The sequence below is a fragment of the Treponema primitia genome (genome assembly GCF_046533075.1).
Classification (GTDB): domain Bacteria; phylum Spirochaetota; class Spirochaetia; order Treponematales; family Breznakiellaceae; genus Termitinema; species Termitinema primitia_B.
Genome location: NZ_JAJQRB010000007.1, coordinates 75116 through 90828, shown reverse-complemented (window position 1 = coordinate 90828; position 15713 = coordinate 75116). Strand labels below are relative to the sequence as shown.

17 protein-coding genes are annotated in these 15713 nt (G+C 52.8%); 8 read left to right on the top strand and 9 right to left on the bottom strand.

Annotated features, from left to right (window positions below):
* Nucleotides 1-18 precede the first annotated feature (18 nt).
* A complete protein-coding gene (locus LQZ19_RS01410; RefSeq protein ID WP_411045844.1) occupies nucleotides 19-876 on the top strand; it encodes a leucine-rich repeat domain-containing protein in 858 nt (285 codons plus the stop codon).
* Nucleotides 877-1053: 177 nt separating this feature from the next.
* Here the strand turns inward: LQZ19_RS01410 and LQZ19_RS01405 are convergent, their stop codons facing one another.
* From LQZ19_RS01405 to LQZ19_RS01395, 3 genes are all read right to left on the bottom strand, one after another.
* On the bottom strand, nucleotides 1054-1698 hold the full coding sequence (locus LQZ19_RS01405) for a leucine-rich repeat domain-containing protein (protein WP_411045843.1): 645 nt from the start codon (nucleotides 1696-1698) through the stop codon (nucleotides 1054-1056).
* Nucleotides 1699-2277: 579 nt separating this feature from the next.
* Nucleotides 2278-6345 carry a FlgD immunoglobulin-like domain containing protein gene (locus LQZ19_RS01400; RefSeq protein ID WP_411045842.1) on the bottom strand — a complete coding sequence of 1356 codons (4068 nt, stop codon included), beginning with the start codon at nucleotides 6343-6345 and terminating at the stop codon, nucleotides 2278-2280.
* 24 nt (nucleotides 6346-6369) lie between these two features.
* Nucleotides 6370-7038, bottom strand: a complete 669-nt coding sequence (locus tag LQZ19_RS01395) for a hypothetical protein (protein WP_411045841.1) — start codon at nucleotides 7036-7038, stop codon at nucleotides 6370-6372.
* Between the two features lie 262 nt (nucleotides 7039-7300).
* Here LQZ19_RS01395 and infC point away from each other — a divergent pair, with 262 nt between their 5' ends.
* From infC to LQZ19_RS01360, 7 genes are read left to right on the top strand one after another with little or no spacing between them, the layout of a single operon-like run.
* Nucleotides 7301-7816 (top strand): translation initiation factor IF-3, encoded by a 516-nt coding sequence (infC, locus tag LQZ19_RS01390; RefSeq protein ID WP_411045840.1) that lies wholly within the window; start codon nucleotides 7301-7303, stop codon nucleotides 7814-7816.
* An 11-nt stretch (nucleotides 7817-7827) separates the two neighbouring features.
* Nucleotides 7828-8028 carry a 50S ribosomal protein L35 gene (gene rpmI / locus LQZ19_RS01385; protein ID WP_010261033.1) on the top strand — a complete coding sequence of 67 codons (201 nt, stop codon included), beginning with the start codon at nucleotides 7828-7830 and terminating at the stop codon, nucleotides 8026-8028.
* Nucleotides 8029-8055: 27 nt separating this feature from the next.
* A complete protein-coding gene (gene rplT / locus LQZ19_RS01380; protein ID WP_411045839.1) occupies nucleotides 8056-8424 on the top strand; it encodes a 50S ribosomal protein L20 in 369 nt (122 codons plus the stop codon).
* A 10-nt stretch (nucleotides 8425-8434) separates the two neighbouring features.
* The gene (locus tag LQZ19_RS01375; protein ID WP_411045838.1) at nucleotides 8435-8872 is read left to right on the top strand and encodes a cell division protein ZapB; all 438 of its coding nucleotides are present in this window, start codon (nucleotides 8435-8437) and stop codon (nucleotides 8870-8872) included.
* A 10-nt stretch (nucleotides 8873-8882) separates the two neighbouring features.
* Complete coding sequence (zapA, locus tag LQZ19_RS01370; protein ID WP_411045837.1) at nucleotides 8883-9191, top strand: cell division protein ZapA; 309 nt, start codon at nucleotides 8883-8885, stop codon at nucleotides 9189-9191.
* Nucleotides 9192-9205: 14 nt separating this feature from the next.
* Nucleotides 9206-10447: a mannose-6-phosphate isomerase, class I gene (gene manA / locus LQZ19_RS01365; RefSeq protein WP_411045836.1), complete on the top strand. Its 1242-nt coding sequence runs from the start codon at nucleotides 9206-9208 to the stop codon at nucleotides 10445-10447.
* The gene (locus LQZ19_RS01360) at nucleotides 10444-10908 is read left to right on the top strand and encodes a YaiI/YqxD family protein (protein WP_411045835.1); all 465 of its coding nucleotides are present in this window, start codon (nucleotides 10444-10446) and stop codon (nucleotides 10906-10908) included. Before manA ends, LQZ19_RS01360 begins: the two co-directional genes overlap by 4 nt.
* Nucleotides 10909-10995: 87 nt before the next feature.
* Here LQZ19_RS01360 and LQZ19_RS01355 read toward each other — a convergent pair whose 3' ends face one another.
* From LQZ19_RS01355 to LQZ19_RS01330, 6 genes are all read right to left on the bottom strand, one after another.
* Complete coding sequence (locus LQZ19_RS01355; RefSeq protein ID WP_411045834.1) at nucleotides 10996-12249, bottom strand: HD domain-containing phosphohydrolase; 1254 nt, start codon at nucleotides 12247-12249, stop codon at nucleotides 10996-10998.
* 22 nt (nucleotides 12250-12271) lie between these two features.
* Complete coding sequence (locus tag LQZ19_RS01350) at nucleotides 12272-12550, bottom strand: peptidylprolyl isomerase (protein ID WP_411045833.1); 279 nt, start codon at nucleotides 12548-12550, stop codon at nucleotides 12272-12274.
* Nucleotides 12551-12719: 169 nt separating this feature from the next.
* The gene (locus LQZ19_RS01345) at nucleotides 12720-12974 is read right to left on the bottom strand and encodes a hypothetical protein (RefSeq protein WP_411045832.1); all 255 of its coding nucleotides are present in this window, start codon (nucleotides 12972-12974) and stop codon (nucleotides 12720-12722) included.
* Between the two features lies 1 nt (nucleotide 12975).
* Nucleotides 12976-14064: a hypothetical protein gene (locus LQZ19_RS01340; RefSeq protein WP_411045831.1), complete on the bottom strand. Its 1089-nt coding sequence runs from the start codon at nucleotides 14062-14064 to the stop codon at nucleotides 12976-12978.
* 94 nt (nucleotides 14065-14158) lie between these two features.
* Nucleotides 14159-14446, bottom strand: coding sequence for a hypothetical protein (locus tag LQZ19_RS01335; protein ID WP_411045830.1), 288 nt, complete (start codon nucleotides 14444-14446; stop codon nucleotides 14159-14161).
* Nucleotides 14428-15711: a lipoprotein N-acyltransferase Lnb domain-containing protein gene (locus LQZ19_RS01330; protein WP_411045829.1), complete on the bottom strand. Its 1284-nt coding sequence runs from the start codon at nucleotides 15709-15711 to the stop codon at nucleotides 14428-14430. The genes LQZ19_RS01335 and LQZ19_RS01330 overlap by 19 nt, the downstream gene beginning before the upstream one ends.
* Nucleotides 15712-15713 lie beyond the last annotated feature (2 nt).

Below are 15713 nucleotides of genomic sequence, written 5' to 3'. Positions count from 1 at the left end.
TTCATGTGCGTGTAGAATTTGCTTCCGCAGCCCTGCTACGCAGGTCTACTACAGCGCAGTAAGCTTACTTCGCTTACCGTTCCCAATAGTGTTACCAGCATCGGGGAATCCGCCTTTTACGGGTGCAGCGGCCTTGCTTCGTTTACTCTTCCCAATAGCGTTACCAGCATCGGAAAATCCACCTTTGATGGGTGCAGGAGCCTTACTTCATTTACCATTCCCAATAGTGTAACCAGTATTGAGACTTGGGCCTTTTCCGGGTGCAGAAACCTTCGATCCCTTACCATTCCCAATAGCGTTACCAGTATCGGGGATAGAGCCTTTTCCGGGTGCAGCGCCTTATCCGAAATAAATGTACTAACCGGTAATGCCAACTATGGCAGTGAAAATGGCATTGTGTTCAATAAAAGTAAAACGGTATTGGTTTCTTATCCGCCAGGGAAAAAAGATTCAACTTACAGTATTCCGGCGAGTGTAACCCGCATTGAGGTTTGGGCTTTTTTCGGGTGCAGCAGTCTTACAACGCTTACCATTCCCAACAGTGTTACCAATATCGGGAATTCCGCCTTTTCCGGGTGCAAAGGCCTTACATCGCTTACCATTCCCAATAACGTTACCAGCATCGGGAATTCCTCCTTTTACGGGTGCAGCGGCCTTACATCGCTTACCATTCCCAATAGCGTTACCAGTATCGGAGATTCCGCCTTTTACGAGTGCAGCGGCCTTACAACGCTTACCATTCCCAACGGTGTTACCAATATCGGGAATTACGCCTTTTACAGATGTACCAGACTTAAAGCGGTGTCCCTTTCAAGAAATGCCAAGCAGGGGAATATGGTTTTCCCCTCAGACGCGGTGATTAGTTACCGGGATTAAAAGGAAAGCCATAAAATCCTTTATTCTGATAACCCTTGCCGCCCTTTTTTCCGCCGCCCTGTTACCTGCTCCCCGCATCGAGGCCGGTTCCGGCGGAACCGGACCAGCGGAGCGCCGCGCCTTGTGATTGCCGCAGGCGGAGAGGCAGTGATTTGAAGGCGTGTTCCGCTGCAATTCCTATTTTGCTGAATAGCTCCAGCCGCTGCCATTGTAGGTATAAACACCCGCCTTCTTACCATTATCCGCATAGTAGGAATCAAGGGAGTTATCAAAGACGACAACAGTATGGTCCTTCAGGAGCGGGTTCAGGTAAACCGATACATTTGCCCCAATGGTTACGCTCGTTAACTGGTTATCGGAAAACGCATTCTCCTCGAACTCGGTAACGCTGTCCGGAATCACCACACTGGTCAACTGGTTGTGGGCAAACGCCGCAATCCTGATCTCGGTGACGCCCTCCGGAATCACCACGCTTGTCAACTGGTTGTTGGAAAACGCGTTACCCCCGATCCTGGTGACGCCCTCCGGAATCACCACACTGGTCAACTGGTTGTGGGAAAACGCAAACTGTTCGATCACGGTAACGTGTTTTGGAATCACCACACTGGTCAACTTGTTTTCGAAAAATGCCATAGACCCGATCTCGGTAACGCTGTCCGGAATCACCACACTGGTCAACTGGTTTTCGTAAAACGCTGCAGACCCGATCTCGGTAACCTGCGTCCCGCCGATCTTCGCCGGTATCGCCACTTTTTTACTTTTCCCGCTGTAGCCCTTGATAATACCGTACTCAAACTCAAAATCCTTGGCCGGCGGTGTCATTGGTCCGCAACCCGCCAATGTAAATATTGCCGCTGTCAATAAAACGGCGCAACCAAAAAATACACCATATTTGCTTTTCATACCTTTACTCCTTGAATCAATAATGATTACCTATCACGAAGAAATTTCTAACCGCGAGGTCGCAGAAGGCGAAAAAGGGGGGGAACGCATGAGATTTTTCGGTATTTCCCTCCTCATTTTTTCTTCGACTTCTTCGACTTTGCGGTTTTTCTTATTTGTGGGTCAAGTTTAGCCCTGGGGTTCCTACTCCACACCGCCCACCCAACCTGCCCCACACCGGTTCTGCGAACCGGCAGAAAAGAATATGCCCCAAATAATTTTATCGGGGGTGGTGGTGTAAAAAATATCGGGGGACCCCCCTGGGATTCCTACTCCACACCGCCCACCCAACTTGCCCCACACCGGTTCTGCGAACCGGCAGAAAAGAATATGCCCCAATAATTTTATCGGGGGTGACAGTGGAAAAAATATCAGGGGGACCCTTTGGGGGTTCCTGATATTTTTTCCAGCTGGCAGGACCCCAAACAATGTTAAAGGGGCATATTCTTTTCTGTTTTGTTACTTAATCAAGATAAACTCCACCCGCCTGTTCTTCCACCAGTTATCATGATCATCAAACACGATAATCGGCCGGGTGCTGCCCCTTCCTACGGAGCTGAGACGCCCGCGGGTGACCCCGAAGCCGACCAGGAAATCTACCACCGCCTTGGCCCGCCTTTCGCTTAGGTTCAGGTCTCCCTGAGCCTCGGCGGCCGGCGGATTACGGCTTGTGGGATTGGCATGGCCTTCAACCAGGACACGGTAATCCCTGAACTTGTTAAGGATCTGGGCGATACGCCGCAGGACCCGGTTGTTATTGTCAATCTGCGTTTGGGTTAAACCAAACCGCGGGTCCTTGTCCTTGCCAAAGAAGTCCGCCTCATTTGCCCGGAAAACTATGGAGGGTACCTGGATCTTAAGGTTATCTCCGTCCCGAATTACCAATACATCCACACCGATAGTACCGTCCAGGGTACTGGTATTTCCCAGGGCGTCCACAGCCTTGAAGATAAAGGGATAGTCCGTGGCGGACTGTACCAGTTCACCCTTGGAGCTGCGTCCGTCCCAGATGGTTCTTTCCGCGGGGCTGCCTCGGCCTTCTATACGGTAGAATAGGAGCTTTGGCGGTTCCGGTTCGTGGATTTCAAAGCTCCAGTTTGCAATGGAGGACATATCCTGGATACCAAGGAACATGCTGAGCTCATCGTCCACACCATCGTTATCGGGGCTGAAATATTCAGGCTCGTAACCAAAGCTGAGAGACGGACCGGTAACGTCCACCATGATGGGGGGCGCGGAAACCGATATCTCATCGCCCTTTGTATAGATAACCGATAACTGGGGTACGAACTTCCCTTCCCGAAGCACGCCGTTGTCATCATAGCCGTTCCAGCTTATGGTTTCCGGCGGCGATAATTCCTTGGTTCCCGGTATGGGGAAGTGACGCCGTACCGTACCGGCTTCATCCTTGAGATCCAGGGACCAGCTTTCAATGCCGTCCTTGGGGGTGAGGATTACGCTGAACCGCAGTGCTTCACCGGTGGGGCCGCCCCTGGGGGCAACCGCAGTCTGGTTAGCGGTGAGGAAAGCTCTGGGTATGCGGGAATCCACAGTAATAGTGTCCATGGGTATCCTGATACTGTTCCCCGCTTCATCGGTAGAGCTGAGGGCGAAGGTGTAGACGCCGTCGGGAACGGTATTCCCCGCCTTATCATTACCGTCCCAGTTTACCGACGATGGGGCCGCTCCGGTCCAGGTCCAGGACTGGATCTCCGTACCCCGGGCATCGGTGATCACCGCTGTCCATGGGTCATCCCCTTCGGTACTTACGTTAATGGGAAGGGTATCCTTCTTTCCGTCCCCATTGGGGGAGAAGAGCGTGTAGGGCGTTGTAAGCGTTGCCTTAGGAGCCACGGTGTCCACCGCAAAGGGCCGGGAAAGAGCCGTAGGCTGATTCCCCGCGGCGTAGCGAACCTCAATATGGGCGGTGTAGTTCCCGTCAGGGACGGTGCTGCCCGCAGTATCCCTGCCGTTCCAAGTTGTCGGTCCGGGGGCGGTATTCGAGCCGGTGAAGCTTTGCACCATTGTTCCGGCGCTGTTCAATATCTCTATTCTCCAACTGCTTATCCCCGCTATAACCTGAAGTTGGGGAATAATATTGATAGTATCCTTGTTCCGGTCATTGTTTGGAGAGAAGGCCCGGAGGTCGGTGCTCAACATCACCGGTGTGTCGGCGGTGCTGAGGGCAAAAAGCGCCGGAGACCCTGACCCGCCGGTATTTCCCGCCTGATCCGTGGCGCTCAGCTGATAGGTATAGTCACCGTCCGGCGCCAGAGCGCCGGTGTCGGTAAGGCCGTCCCAGGTAAACCTGGCGGGGGGAGTCCCGCTGAACCGTACGGTCCTTACGTTGGCCGTAGTTCCGGCCCTGCGTATTTCGCCGACCCAGAGAATTTCCGCAGAACCTTCCTGGATGAAGACCATCTCATCCTGAATCCCGTCGTTATTTGGGGAGAAGGCATTGTACTCGGTACGCACCGAGGCGGTCGGGGGGGTGACATCCAGGGTAAATACCGGCGATAGAGAAGTAGACACATAACCGTTCCGGTAGTTTACGGCCAGTTCCGCATTGTAGGTACCCTCGGTGAGGAGGCTCCCCGCATCACTCCTGCCGTCAAAGTCAATCCGTTCCGGCACAGTATTAGTACCGTTGATGGTCCGCCGTACCGTTCCGGCATTATCCCGCACGGCTACCGACCAGGTGGTGATCCCTTCTTTTACCGGTATCGTGGTATTCAGGGTAAGGATATCCTTTATACCATTTCCGTTGGGGGAGAAATAGGCGTCATTGATAGAAAGATTTACCCGGGGCTGTAGGGTGCTGACAATGATATTCTCAAGGGTGGCATTCTCCGAATTAAGCGCCTTGTCGGTGGCGCTGATCCGATAGCTGTACACGCCGTCCGCCACAATATGCCCCGTATCATCGGTTCCGTCCCAGATGATCGGAGCGGGTTCCCCTTTATTGATACTAAAGCTTCGTACCTTTTCTCCGGATATATTATAAATCCCCGCATCCCAGAGATCTTCCACGGAACCCTGCTGGGTGATCGTAAGGGTATCCTTGTTTCCGTCCCCATCGGGGGAGAAGATCTTCTCCGCATCGGCAATTTCTTCTACCTGTACTGTTGGCGGGGTATTGTCCACTATCACCGTATAGGTGGCGGTAGATGAGGTATTCCCGTTATCGTCCGCCGCAATTATGACAAAATGATAGGTTCCGTCGGTGGCAATATCCCCGGAATCAAAAATTCCGTCCCAGCGGAAATTCGGTGGAACTTCAACCCCCACCTTTCCTGCTACGAGCCGGTTGAAAACATTTTTGACGCCCATGGTTTCAATACGCAGTTCCTTGTTTTTATAGGTCCGGACCAGGGTATCCTTTTCATCATAAATTTCCATCTTCCATTCAGCAACATAGCGCTGATCCGTTATGCTTACGGGGAATTCTAATACGTCCGCCTTACCGTCGTTGTTGGGAGAAATCCACATACCATCTTCGTAATCCACGGTGATCACCGGGGGTCGTTTATCCAGCACACCCACAGACCAGCTGACTCCGGGACCTATGGCGATAACATCGCTATACAGGGGTTTAAACCCCATACTTATCCCCAAATCCCCGTCCGATGGCAGCCGTCCTCCGGCTATGCGTTTTCCGGAGGAAAGGAGCCCCAGGTTAACCGTAAGCCCCAAGGAAGGGAGCCACGTGGGGCTTCTGCTTTCTTGAATATCTCTAATATTGAACCCCGTTGAAGCGGCGAGGGTTACCAGTTCAGCCACGGTTGCCGAAATTCCGAATTTCCCGGTCATATTCTGGAAGGTTGGGAAAGAAAAATCCGAGTTAAATTTTACGGCAAGGGGATCGGGCTTATCATTTTTCCCCTGGACATGGATCAGATCGAAACCAAGGCCAAGCACCGGGGTAAAAGCGCCGGGCATATAACTCTTTCCCAGGCCGCGGAACACAAAGGCGTAGGTAAAATTCTGCAACGGACCCAGCTTGCCGATATTATGGCGGATTCCCAGATCCCCCATGACAGTCCCGACCCCATCGCCGTTATCATCTTCTCCAAAGGCGAAATTGAACCCCAAGCCTACGTTTAAACCGGGGTATAATTCTTTGGCGGCGCTCAGATTCCCCCCAAAGGTGGTTCCTATGGGATAGTACCCATTAAATCCGGGGCTGCCCAGTAAATGCAATGAGCCGCCGAATACGGCGTATTTTGTGGGTAATAGGGCGCCCAATTCAATGGCCGTTCCGAGATCCCCACCGGTACTGGTGGAAACCAAAAAAAGAGCCCCGGCGTCAAAGACAATACGCTGCGCATCTCCCCCCGCCGCAGGGTTGAGGATGCTTGCGGGCGCCCCACCCTGTGAGGTGCTAAACCCGCCCCTACCGGCTAATTCCGGGGAAGAGAGATCCAGGACAGTTTCCGCCCCGTGCTGATCCGCAGGGATGGTTTGAATTACACAAAAGATGCTCAACATACAAAGAATTATTTTTCGCAGCATATTATTTCCTTTCATACTAATAATATAATCATAGAACAATTATGAATTTGCGCAAGTGCGATAAAAAGAGACCGTAACCGAAATACCTATTGGGATAAGGGTTAGGGCAAGCAATAGAAATCCCAGCGCTGTTTTTTGAGAGAAAAAAGCCCAGTAGACCGTGGCCGCCAGGAAGGGAAGGAGCCCCATGGCTATCGCCTTTGGAATATGGGTCCATTTGAATTGTCCGGGAAGCATATTAATAAAAAAGGGGACCCCTACCGCTATGGCAGTCCAAAGAATAGGGGTCAGAACCAGGAGGGCCGGATCGTTTTGGGCGCTCCAGGTTACCGCCCGGATGGCCCCCCCGGGGATAAGCCAAAGGAGGGAAAAATTGGTATAATTTGCGGCGTCCGAAAGGGTACGCAACTTGCAACGGAGTTCCCCGCGCAACTTGCAACGAAGTTCCCCGCGCAGCCGGAAAAAGAGGAAGCAAACCAGTAGGGGGATCACCGCAGGGAGGGTGACGATATCAATACAGGAGCTGAACCATCGGGAAAGGCCGAAAGCGCCGGGGCTTATAAAAGCTCCCAGGAAGAATTGAATGATAGCCACCAGGCTCCCCAGGATCAGCGCCCAAATTCCACCGGCGCTTTCGGCGCCCGATACGGCAATTGAACGCCAGAAGAGGTAAAACAGGGGCATCCACAGGAAGCAAAACAGACTCATCGGGATAAAATACTACAAAAAGCGCTTTCCGGCAAGACCGAAGCTCTCCTAAACGGTTCTTACTATTTTTGAAGAAAAACCGGACCGCGAAGGCGCATAAGGCGAAAAGGGGGGGAGGGGAATGGGGGATTTTATATACTTATTCGCCTTATGTGCCTTCGCGGTCAAAATTCCCCCTGTCGGGGGGGTGGACAAAAGCTTCGATAATTCGGTATAGTGATTGATAAGCTAATAGTCCGAAAGGGATCGGTGAGGAGGTCAGTTGGCGGATAAGGATTTGAGGATCAATGAACAGATTCGGGTGCGGGAAGTGCGCTTCATCCGTGATGATGGGGAGCAGCAGGTTATTACAACCGCCGAGGCGCTCGTAATAGCTAAGGAACAAGGTCTTGACCTTGTGGAAGTCGCCCCTCAGGCGGTTCCGCCGGTGGTTAAAATCTTGAACTATGGCAAGTTCAAGTTCGAGAATGAAAAGAAAGTCCGGGACTCGAAAAAGAAGCAAAAACTATTAAAATTAAAAGAAATCCGGATGCAGCCAAAGATAGATGAACACGATTTGGATTTTAAGTCCAAACATGTTCGGGAATTTCTTGCTGAAGGTAATAAGGTCAAGGTAACGGTTCGATTTCGGGGCCGGGAACTTGCCCACACCGAACTCGGGCTGGACGTCCTTAAGGATGTCCTCAAGCGTATTGAAGGGGAATATGTAATGGATAAACCTCCCATTATGGAAGGTAAGTTTATGTCCATGATACTAAGCCCCAAAATCAAGAAATAGAGGATGGCATCATGCCGAAGATGAAAACCAAGAAGAGCGCCGCCAAGCGGTACTCCTTCACCGGGACCGGTAAGGTCAAGTATAAGAAGCAGAACCTTCGTCATATACTTACCAAAAAGTCCAGCAAACGGAAGCGGAATCTCCGCCATACCGGTATTCTGTCCAGTGACAACGTACCGGTAATCAGAAAGAAGCTCCTGCCCTACGGGTAGGAAATACCCAAAGAACAGGAGTATCCTATGTCAAGAGCAGTGGATGGGTCCCGCAGAAAGGACCATCGTAAAAAGATACTGAAACAGGCGAAGGGCTATTGGGGCCGCCGCCATTCCAACTTTAAAACCGCCAAAGATGCGGTAACCAAGGGCCTTTTCTATGCCTACCGGGATCGCCGGGATCGGAAGGGTGACTTCCGCCGTATCTGGATCATCCGGATCAACGCCGCCTGCCGCGCCGAAGGTCTGTCCTATTCCCGCTTGGTGGACGGACTTGCCAAGGCGGGGGTGATCATTAACCGGAAAGCCCTGGCTTATTTAGCAATAGAAGACGCCGCTGCCTTTAAGGCGGTGGTTGCCCAGGCAAAAACAGCTCTGGGTGTCCAGGCTTCCTGAGGACTGTCTGATGGTAACCCTTGAGCAGGTACGGCAGCTTGAAACGAAGATCACCAAGGCGATTGAATACGTCAATCAGGTAACCGGCGAAAATAAGATGCTGCGGGAAAAGCTTGAAAGTTCACTAAAACGGGTGGAAGAGCTTGAGGGTTCGGTTCAGCGCTTTAAGGAAGACCAGGGCCGGATCGAGGAGGGGATTGTTGCCGCCCTTGACCGGCTCAACCAGTTTGAAGACGCCATAGGCAAGAGCCTCTCCTCGGTTCAGGCCATGGTTGCGTCACCCGTTCCGGTACGGCCGGCGGCAGCCCCGGTGCAGCCCGTTGTACCAGCCTCGGCTCCGGTAAGCGTCGCTCCGGTCACAGAGTCGGGCGAAATTTTTAACGATATTCCCGAAGATCCATCCCCGGATGCCGGTGAAACCGGGTCCGATGAGTTAGATATTTTTTAAAGGAGCGCCGGTGCCAAAAAGCGATCTCCGTATCGATATTTTGGGAACTTCCTTCTCCATCACCGCCGATGAGGATCCTGTTTACCTTGGAACTCTTCTGAACCGTTACCGGCAGGTCATTGAAAATACTAAAAAAATAACCGGCATGGAGGATCCGCTTAAGCTATCCATTATTGCAGGTTTTTTGCTCTGCGATGATCTGCAGAAACTGTCGGATCGTAACCCCCGGGTCCGGGATGCCCTTGAGGCGGAACAGCTTACTCAGGAATTGATAAGCCGCCTTGATCGTGCCCTGACCCTGACCATTATTCCCAGTTGAGCCGGAATAAATCTATGGTTTCCGTTTTTAAGCTGAAAAATCCAATTAAGCATTATGATTGGGGTTCCCCGGAATGGATACCCAAACTGCTGGGTCTCCCCAATGATGGGGAAGAGCCATGGGCGGAACTATGGATGGGGGTACACCCCGAAGGCCCTTCGGAATTGGCCCTTCCTACGGGTTTCGTTTCGCCTGCACCCCGGCTGCTTCCGGAGCTTATCGGGCTTGACCCGGCGCATTATCTGGGGGAAGGGGTTGCGGGGGAATTCGGGGAGCTGCCCTTCCTGTACAAGCTCCTTGCTGCGGCCCGGCCCCTTTCCATCCAAGCCCACCCGAACCTATCCCAGGCAAAGGCCGGCTGGGACCGGGAAAATTCCCTGGGTATTTCGCTTAAGGCGCCTAACCGGAACTACAAGGATCTAAACCACAAGCCGGAGATTATCTGCGCCATCACCCCCTTTACCGCCATGGCCGGATTCCGGGAGCCCGGGGAAATTATCAAGCGCCTACAGGCCGTGCAAAAGGTTCCCCTTGCGCTTGGAACTTCGCTGCAAGTAGCGCCCCTCATTTCCGCCCTGGAAGCTCCGGTACCCGAAGCCGCCCTGCAGGGTTTTCTTGCCGCCCTGTTTGCTCTGCCTGCGGAAACCCGGCAGGCCCTGGGCGAATATGCCCGGAGCCGCGGGAATGATCCAACCGGTGAATATGCCGAAGAATGGAAGTACGCAGCCTGGTTTGCGGAGCTCTACCCCGGAGACCCGGCGCTTATTGCCCCCCTCTACCTTAATCTTATTAATCTGAAGCCCGGAGAGGCGATGAACATTCCCGCAGGAATACTCCACGCCTATATACAGGGTTTCGGGATTGAACTCATGGCTAATTCGGATAATGTCCTCCGGGCCGGCTTGACCCCTAAGCATGTCGATCTGAAGGAATTGACAGGGATACTGCGTTTTGCCCCCTTTAAGCCGGAAATCATACAATCCCCGGGCGCTGAAAATTCGCCCGGCCTATTCCGCTACCCTTCGCCCTGCCGGGAATATTCCCTTTACCGTATGTCCGGCCGCGGAGGGGAGACCCCTTTCCCCCTAAACGGTCCCGCAATCGTGATTGTGCTTGAGGGGGAGCTTATCATCCCCGCAGAAAAACTGCGGCTGAGACAGGGGGAGAGCGCCTTTATCGCCTTTGGTTCGCGGCCTGTTTTTTCCGGGAACTATACCATCTCCATCGCCGATACCGGCGGGAGCCGCTCTGTTTGAAAATCCTGGTGGACGCCGATTCCTGCCCCCGCCCTGCCCGGGAGCTGATACTTAAAACGGCGATCCGGCGCCGGATCAAAGCGATTTTCGCGGCCAACCGCCCCATCCCGGGTATTGGCGGCCCTGATGGGGAATTTTCCCTGATGGAACTCTGTCCGGCGGGGGAGGGCGCCGCGGACGACCGTATCGTCGAATTGGCCGAGCCGGGGGATCTGGCGGTTACCCGGGATATACCCCTGGCATCCCGCCTGGTGGAGGCCTCTATCCTGGTGATCGATGACCGGGGTCAGGTCTACACCCGGGAAAATATCCGGGAACGGCTTTCCCTGCGTGACTTTATGGTAGAATTAGCCCAAAGCGGCCTTGGTATGGAGCGCATAGCGACCTACGGCAAAAAAGAACTCAAAACCTTCGCCGACGGCCTGGACCGGGTACTAGTTAAACTTACAAAGAATATTTAACCGCGAAGAAAACATTAAATTTTCTTTTTCCTCCCCCCTCGTGCGCCTTCTGCGCCTTTGCGGTTTATATCCTTTGGTACGGACAGCCTACACCTGTTCAGGATAAAGGTTTTGTATCTGCTTTATGTTAGGCAAGACTTCAAAAAAGACATCCGTCAATTCCGGGTCGAATTTAACGCCCCTGACATTTCGTATTTCCGATAAAACCTGCTCTTCCGTCCAGGGGTCTTTGTATACCCGGCGGGAACAGAGGGCGTCATAGACATCCGCCAGGGCTACGATGCGTCCCGGCAGGGGAATCTCCTCTTCCCGTCTCCCCAGCGGCTTCCCTTGATCGTCCGCTTTGATGGGTTTCTGGGTTACCGGATCGATCCAGCCGGGATAGCCCGTGCCATCCCAGTTCTCGTGATGGGTTAGGGCAATGTCCCGGGCAATGGTATCCAATTCCGATTGGAGATCGTCAAAGAGCCCGGCGCCATATACGGTGTGGTGCTGCATTACCAGGTATTCTTCCGGGGTAAAGCGGCCCGGCTTTTTTAGTATCATATCCGAAATGGCTACCTTTCCCACGTCGTGGAGCATGGCGGCGATTTTCAGGGTGTCCCGGTATTTTTCCCGTTCCTCGTTGGGTACATTATGGCGTTTGGCATAGCCGTCGTAGATCTCCACCGCATAGCCCGCCACCCGGTTTACATGGGTTCCGGTTTCCTTGGGGTCCCGAAGTTCGGACATACGGATCATCCTGAGTATCATAGCCCGGGTTACATAGGCCCGTTGAAGGGCGACCGTTACATTGGCGGCAAAGTGGGTGATTAAAAATTCATCATCCTTGGAGAAGGGGACCGTTTTGCCGTCCTTGTCCTTGGAATTGATAATCTGAATTACCCCCATAAGGCGGCCTTCGGCGGTTACCAGGGGAATAGCCAGGGTTGAGGTGGTTTTATAATTGGAAATTTTATCGTAGGAGGTACTGAAGGAATAGGGCGCATCCGGGGGAAGGTTGTATACATCCGGAACGTTGATCAATTTCTTGGTAAAGGCGCAGTAACCGGAAATGGTTAACTTATTGATGGGCAGGGAAAAAACGGAATAGATGAGCTTTTGTCCCGGCGGGAGCAAACTCTGCTGGGTATCATTCTGGGCATATTTGATGACCAGTTTTTCCGACCGTTCCCCATCAATTTCTTCGATTTCCCGTACATAGATTGAACCTGCATCGGCATGGACAACCTTCCGGGCTTCCTGGAGTATCCGTTCAAGCAGGAGATCCAAATCCTGAATCTGATTCAATTCCGAATCGACACGAAGTATGGACTTAAAATCGGTTTCTTTATTGCCCATTGGATCCCCCCTTAAACCAAGATCATTCTTTTCTACCGGTACACTTGATTATATGGTATCCGAATTGGGTTTGTACAACATCCCCCACCGATCCCGGCGAAAGACGCTTTACCGCCGATTCAAAGGCCGCCACCATTTTCCCCGGGCCGAACCAGCCCAGGTCTCCACCGGATGATTTAGAGGGGCAGGTTGAAAATTCCCGGGCAAGGGATTCAAATTGGCCTCCCTGTTTGATTCTCTTAAGAACATCATCGGCCAAAGACCGGTCTTTAACTAAAATATGACTCGCCCGCCATTCCATATCTATCTCCTTGTCAATAATACCGACAAATAACATTATCCGCAAGGGATAAAAAGAGCCCCGGAAAAAAACTTTTCCCGGGGCAGAAAAAAAAGGAAGGAGGAATAAGAACAGTACCAACTATTATCTGTATATAAAGCAATCAATGGATAAATAGGTAACAATTATTTTAACATTTCGCCGGAAGTTCCGCCTTCCACTTAGCGATGATATGTTCATAGGCGGCAATGGTTGCCGCCATGGTGATATCCCCAACCTCTCCGCGGCCGAGCCAATCCGCCCCGTCCATTACGTAAAGACCCTGGAGTATACCGTCCACATCCGCAACGGTACAACTGGGGTCCGCTGCCCGGCGCCGTTCCAAGCCCAGGACCTCCTGGTCGAAGGTTTTTGTGTACAGGGTATCCTGCCAAGTTTCTGTCATTTTACTTGTCCCTGTAACTAATAGTACGGTGTATTACGGTTTCCGAGCCCGGTACCAGGCGTCCAAACTGGCGGACAAAAGAGATCTCCCGCCGCTCTGTCCAGTTTCCCCGCTCATCCAGGGTATAGTCATACCGAATATCCAACTGCCGAAGTTCCTTGGGAAGTTCCGGTGAATCGCCGGTTAATACCCCGGTAAGCCGGACCAGATACCCCTTTTCATCCCATTGCAGGGTATAGTTCCCCTCGGGCCGTTCCCAGTACCGGACTTGGGCTGCGGCGGTATAGAGGGCTGCGTATGGGGCTACCGGGGCGCTTATGCCGCTTATGCGCCCGCCGCTGTTATACTCGTATACCAGGATTGTCTGACCCTCATCGGAGCGGCTATCAATAGAAAAGAGCCGTTTTTTTCCCTCCGTTTCCCGGTATTCCAGGGAAAAGAAAGCCTGGGCCAGACCTTCGGGATCGTACCAGATTTCATTTACCCGTCGTTCAAGGTATTCCGTGGCAACAAAGTACCAGGTTTCGCCAAGCTTGACCCGAACCAGGGAGGGCTTATCCTGCCTATATTCAAGAAACTCAAATTCGTAGGAGTTCTCCCCGGGATCAGAAGCCGCAGGATTGTTCAGGGTGATTTTTCTGATAAGCTCCGGATCGGCGGCATCAAGGCTTACCCTTGCCTGATAGAAGCTCCCGTTGAGGAAGAAGGGGAATTTCAGGAGCCGGCCCAGGGAGTTCCGGATAATACGGTACTCTACGGCCGCTTCTCCATCCGTATCCTTGCCGGAAGCTTCGTCGGTGGCGGCATCCAAAAAGCCGGCGGGTAGGGTGAGGGTAAGGGAAAGGGCCTCTCCGGAGATAAGGCTAAAGCCGTCCGGAGGCATGGCTGCGGGCCAATCGGGCCGCCAGGGGGTATCATCGGTACTTCCGTCGAAGCTTCCCGCAGAAAGGGCGGCATCCAGGAGGAGGCTTAGGGGGAAAGGGCCGGGTTGGTCCGAGGCTGTGGAATCCGTCGAAGCGGCTTCCTGTCCCGGTAGGAAGGAAAGGGCCGCGAAAAGAAGATATACAACAAGGAGATACCGGGACTTCATGGAAATAGTATATAAAAAGAAGGGGTGGGAGTCAAACGGCAGGGCAAAAGCATTTGTTTTCTTATACTTATTCGCCTTATGTGCCTTTGCGGTCTTAAATTAAAGCGCTCAGTAACACCTGCTCCAGTCCATCGCCGTTTATGCCCTGGACTTCCACGCCTTCTTCCTGTAGGTACTGCTCAAACCGGGAACCCAGCTCGCCGGTGGGAACAAAGCGAAGACGCTGTTCGGCACGGTCAAAACCTTCCACGGGGCTGGCAAAAAAATCGCCCCGGATAGAGATGGATTGGATGACGCCGTCTTCCAGATCCGCGCTGATGCGGATGAGCTTGCAGCCTTTTGGTTTGCCCGTAGCTTCGATTCTCAATGATGCTGCCGCCATAGATACTGCCGTTTAAACCGGAGGATACGATCCGGGGCCAGGCTTAATACTGCTGCAAAGGGCAGTACCAGGGCAAGACTTACCTGGCTCTGCTGCCAGAACCGTGGCAGAATCCGGAGGACCATGGAAAAGATGGCGGCGATTACAACATAGGACCAGAGAGCTTTTAAGAGGAAGCCCCAGAATCTGCCGCGAAAGATGTCCCGGGGGAAGGCGTAGAGGAGACCTAAGGGAACCGCGGCAAGCAGCAGGGGATTAATAAAGAGGAGGTTCATGTTGTGGTAGGTATAGTCGTGGTTGGTAAAGAAGGACATGAAAAAGGCTATTGTTCCGGAGATACCGAAGATGAGCCCCAGGATGCTCTGGCTTAATCCAAGGGCTACCCTGATCTCAACTTTCTCCCGGTACGCCATAAGAAGACCCAGGAAGGCGGCGATACAAAGGCTGAGGAGAAGTTCCCGGGGCCATTGTTTCCGGGGTATATCCAGGGGCAGCGGCCTATTTTCTGATACATTGATCACATCCACGGATTTTACCAGGTTCCGTTCCTGTCCGCGATTATCGATATAGCGGAAATCGGTAATACGGGCGCCGATCTCCGAGGGGAGGAACATCTCTTGCCAGACCGTGGTTGGGACATCAATGTCCTGGCCCATGGCGTAACTGAGGAACCAATCCATAAAGGGGTTGAACCAGGTATGCCGCTGTACCTGCTCCCGCAGAGTAAAACGGCCCGGGGCGTTCAGGAAGGCTTCGGAAAACTGACCGTCGGTTGCCAGGTCGACGATGTCCCTGATCCGGGTGGCGCAGTTATCCCGGAAATGGTGGTACCAGTAGTCTTTATTTTCCGGCCGGACATTTTCTTCCGCAAACTGGCGGACCTTTTCCTTTGTTTCCCGGGGGAGATCCAAGGTATAGAAGGTAACATCCCGGTTTGAGAGGATGTATCCGGCGATGTTGTTTTCCGCCCGGGAGACCCCGCAGCTGTAGAGGAGCCTTCCGAAGGCGAAGTTGACAAAAAAATTATCGTTTTCAAAGGAAAAGAGCCCGTAGTCGTAGAGTTTTTTCACCCGGGAAGCCCTGTCTTCAATAATTAGGGCGATATGCCCCCACCAGAAGTAAAGTTCGTCCCCGGGACCCATAACACTGATCCTGATGGTAAGATCGTCCTTATCTGGTTCCGGCCATTGGTATTCGGCGGGGAGGGGAAGGACCCTTACCAGCAGGAGAAAAAACAGAAAGCTGAGGATACGTGGGCCCTTCATTA

Excerpts from the sequence above, each read along its gene's own strand:
- LQZ19_RS01405 (WP_411045843.1), bottom strand. The coding sequence starts at position 1,698 with ATGACACCGCCGGCCAAGGATTTTGAGTTTGAGTACGGTATTATCAAG.
- LQZ19_RS01400 (WP_411045842.1), bottom strand. The coding sequence starts at position 6,345 with ATGAAAGGAAATAATATGCTGCGAAAAATAATTCTTTGTATGTTGAGC.
- LQZ19_RS01395 (WP_411045841.1), bottom strand. The coding sequence starts at position 7,038 with ATGAGTCTGTTTTGCTTCCTGTGGATGCCCCTGTTTTACCTCTTCTGG.
- rpmI (WP_010261033.1), top strand. The coding sequence starts at position 7,828 with ATGCCGAAGATGAAAACCAAGAAGAGCGCCGCCAAGCGGTACTCCTTC.
- rplT (WP_411045839.1), top strand. The coding sequence starts at position 8,056 with ATGTCAAGAGCAGTGGATGGGTCCCGCAGAAAGGACCATCGTAAAAAG.
- LQZ19_RS01375 (WP_411045838.1), top strand. The coding sequence starts at position 8,435 with ATGGTAACCCTTGAGCAGGTACGGCAGCTTGAAACGAAGATCACCAAG.
- manA (WP_411045836.1), top strand. The coding sequence starts at position 9,206 with ATGGTTTCCGTTTTTAAGCTGAAAAATCCAATTAAGCATTATGATTGG.
- LQZ19_RS01355 (WP_411045834.1), bottom strand. The coding sequence starts at position 12,249 with ATGGGCAATAAAGAAACCGATTTTAAGTCCATACTTCGTGTCGATTCG.
- LQZ19_RS01350 (WP_411045833.1), bottom strand. The coding sequence starts at position 12,550 with ATGGAATGGCGGGCGAGTCATATTTTAGTTAAAGACCGGTCTTTGGCC.
- LQZ19_RS01345 (WP_411045832.1), bottom strand. The coding sequence starts at position 12,974 with ATGACAGAAACTTGGCAGGATACCCTGTACACAAAAACCTTCGACCAG.
- LQZ19_RS01340 (WP_411045831.1), bottom strand. The coding sequence starts at position 14,064 with ATGAAGTCCCGGTATCTCCTTGTTGTATATCTTCTTTTCGCGGCCCTT.
- LQZ19_RS01335 (WP_411045830.1), bottom strand. The coding sequence starts at position 14,446 with ATGGCGGCAGCATCATTGAGAATCGAAGCTACGGGCAAACCAAAAGGC.
- LQZ19_RS01330 (WP_411045829.1), bottom strand. The coding sequence starts at position 15,711 with ATGAAGGGCCCACGTATCCTCAGCTTTCTGTTTTTTCTCCTGCTGGTA.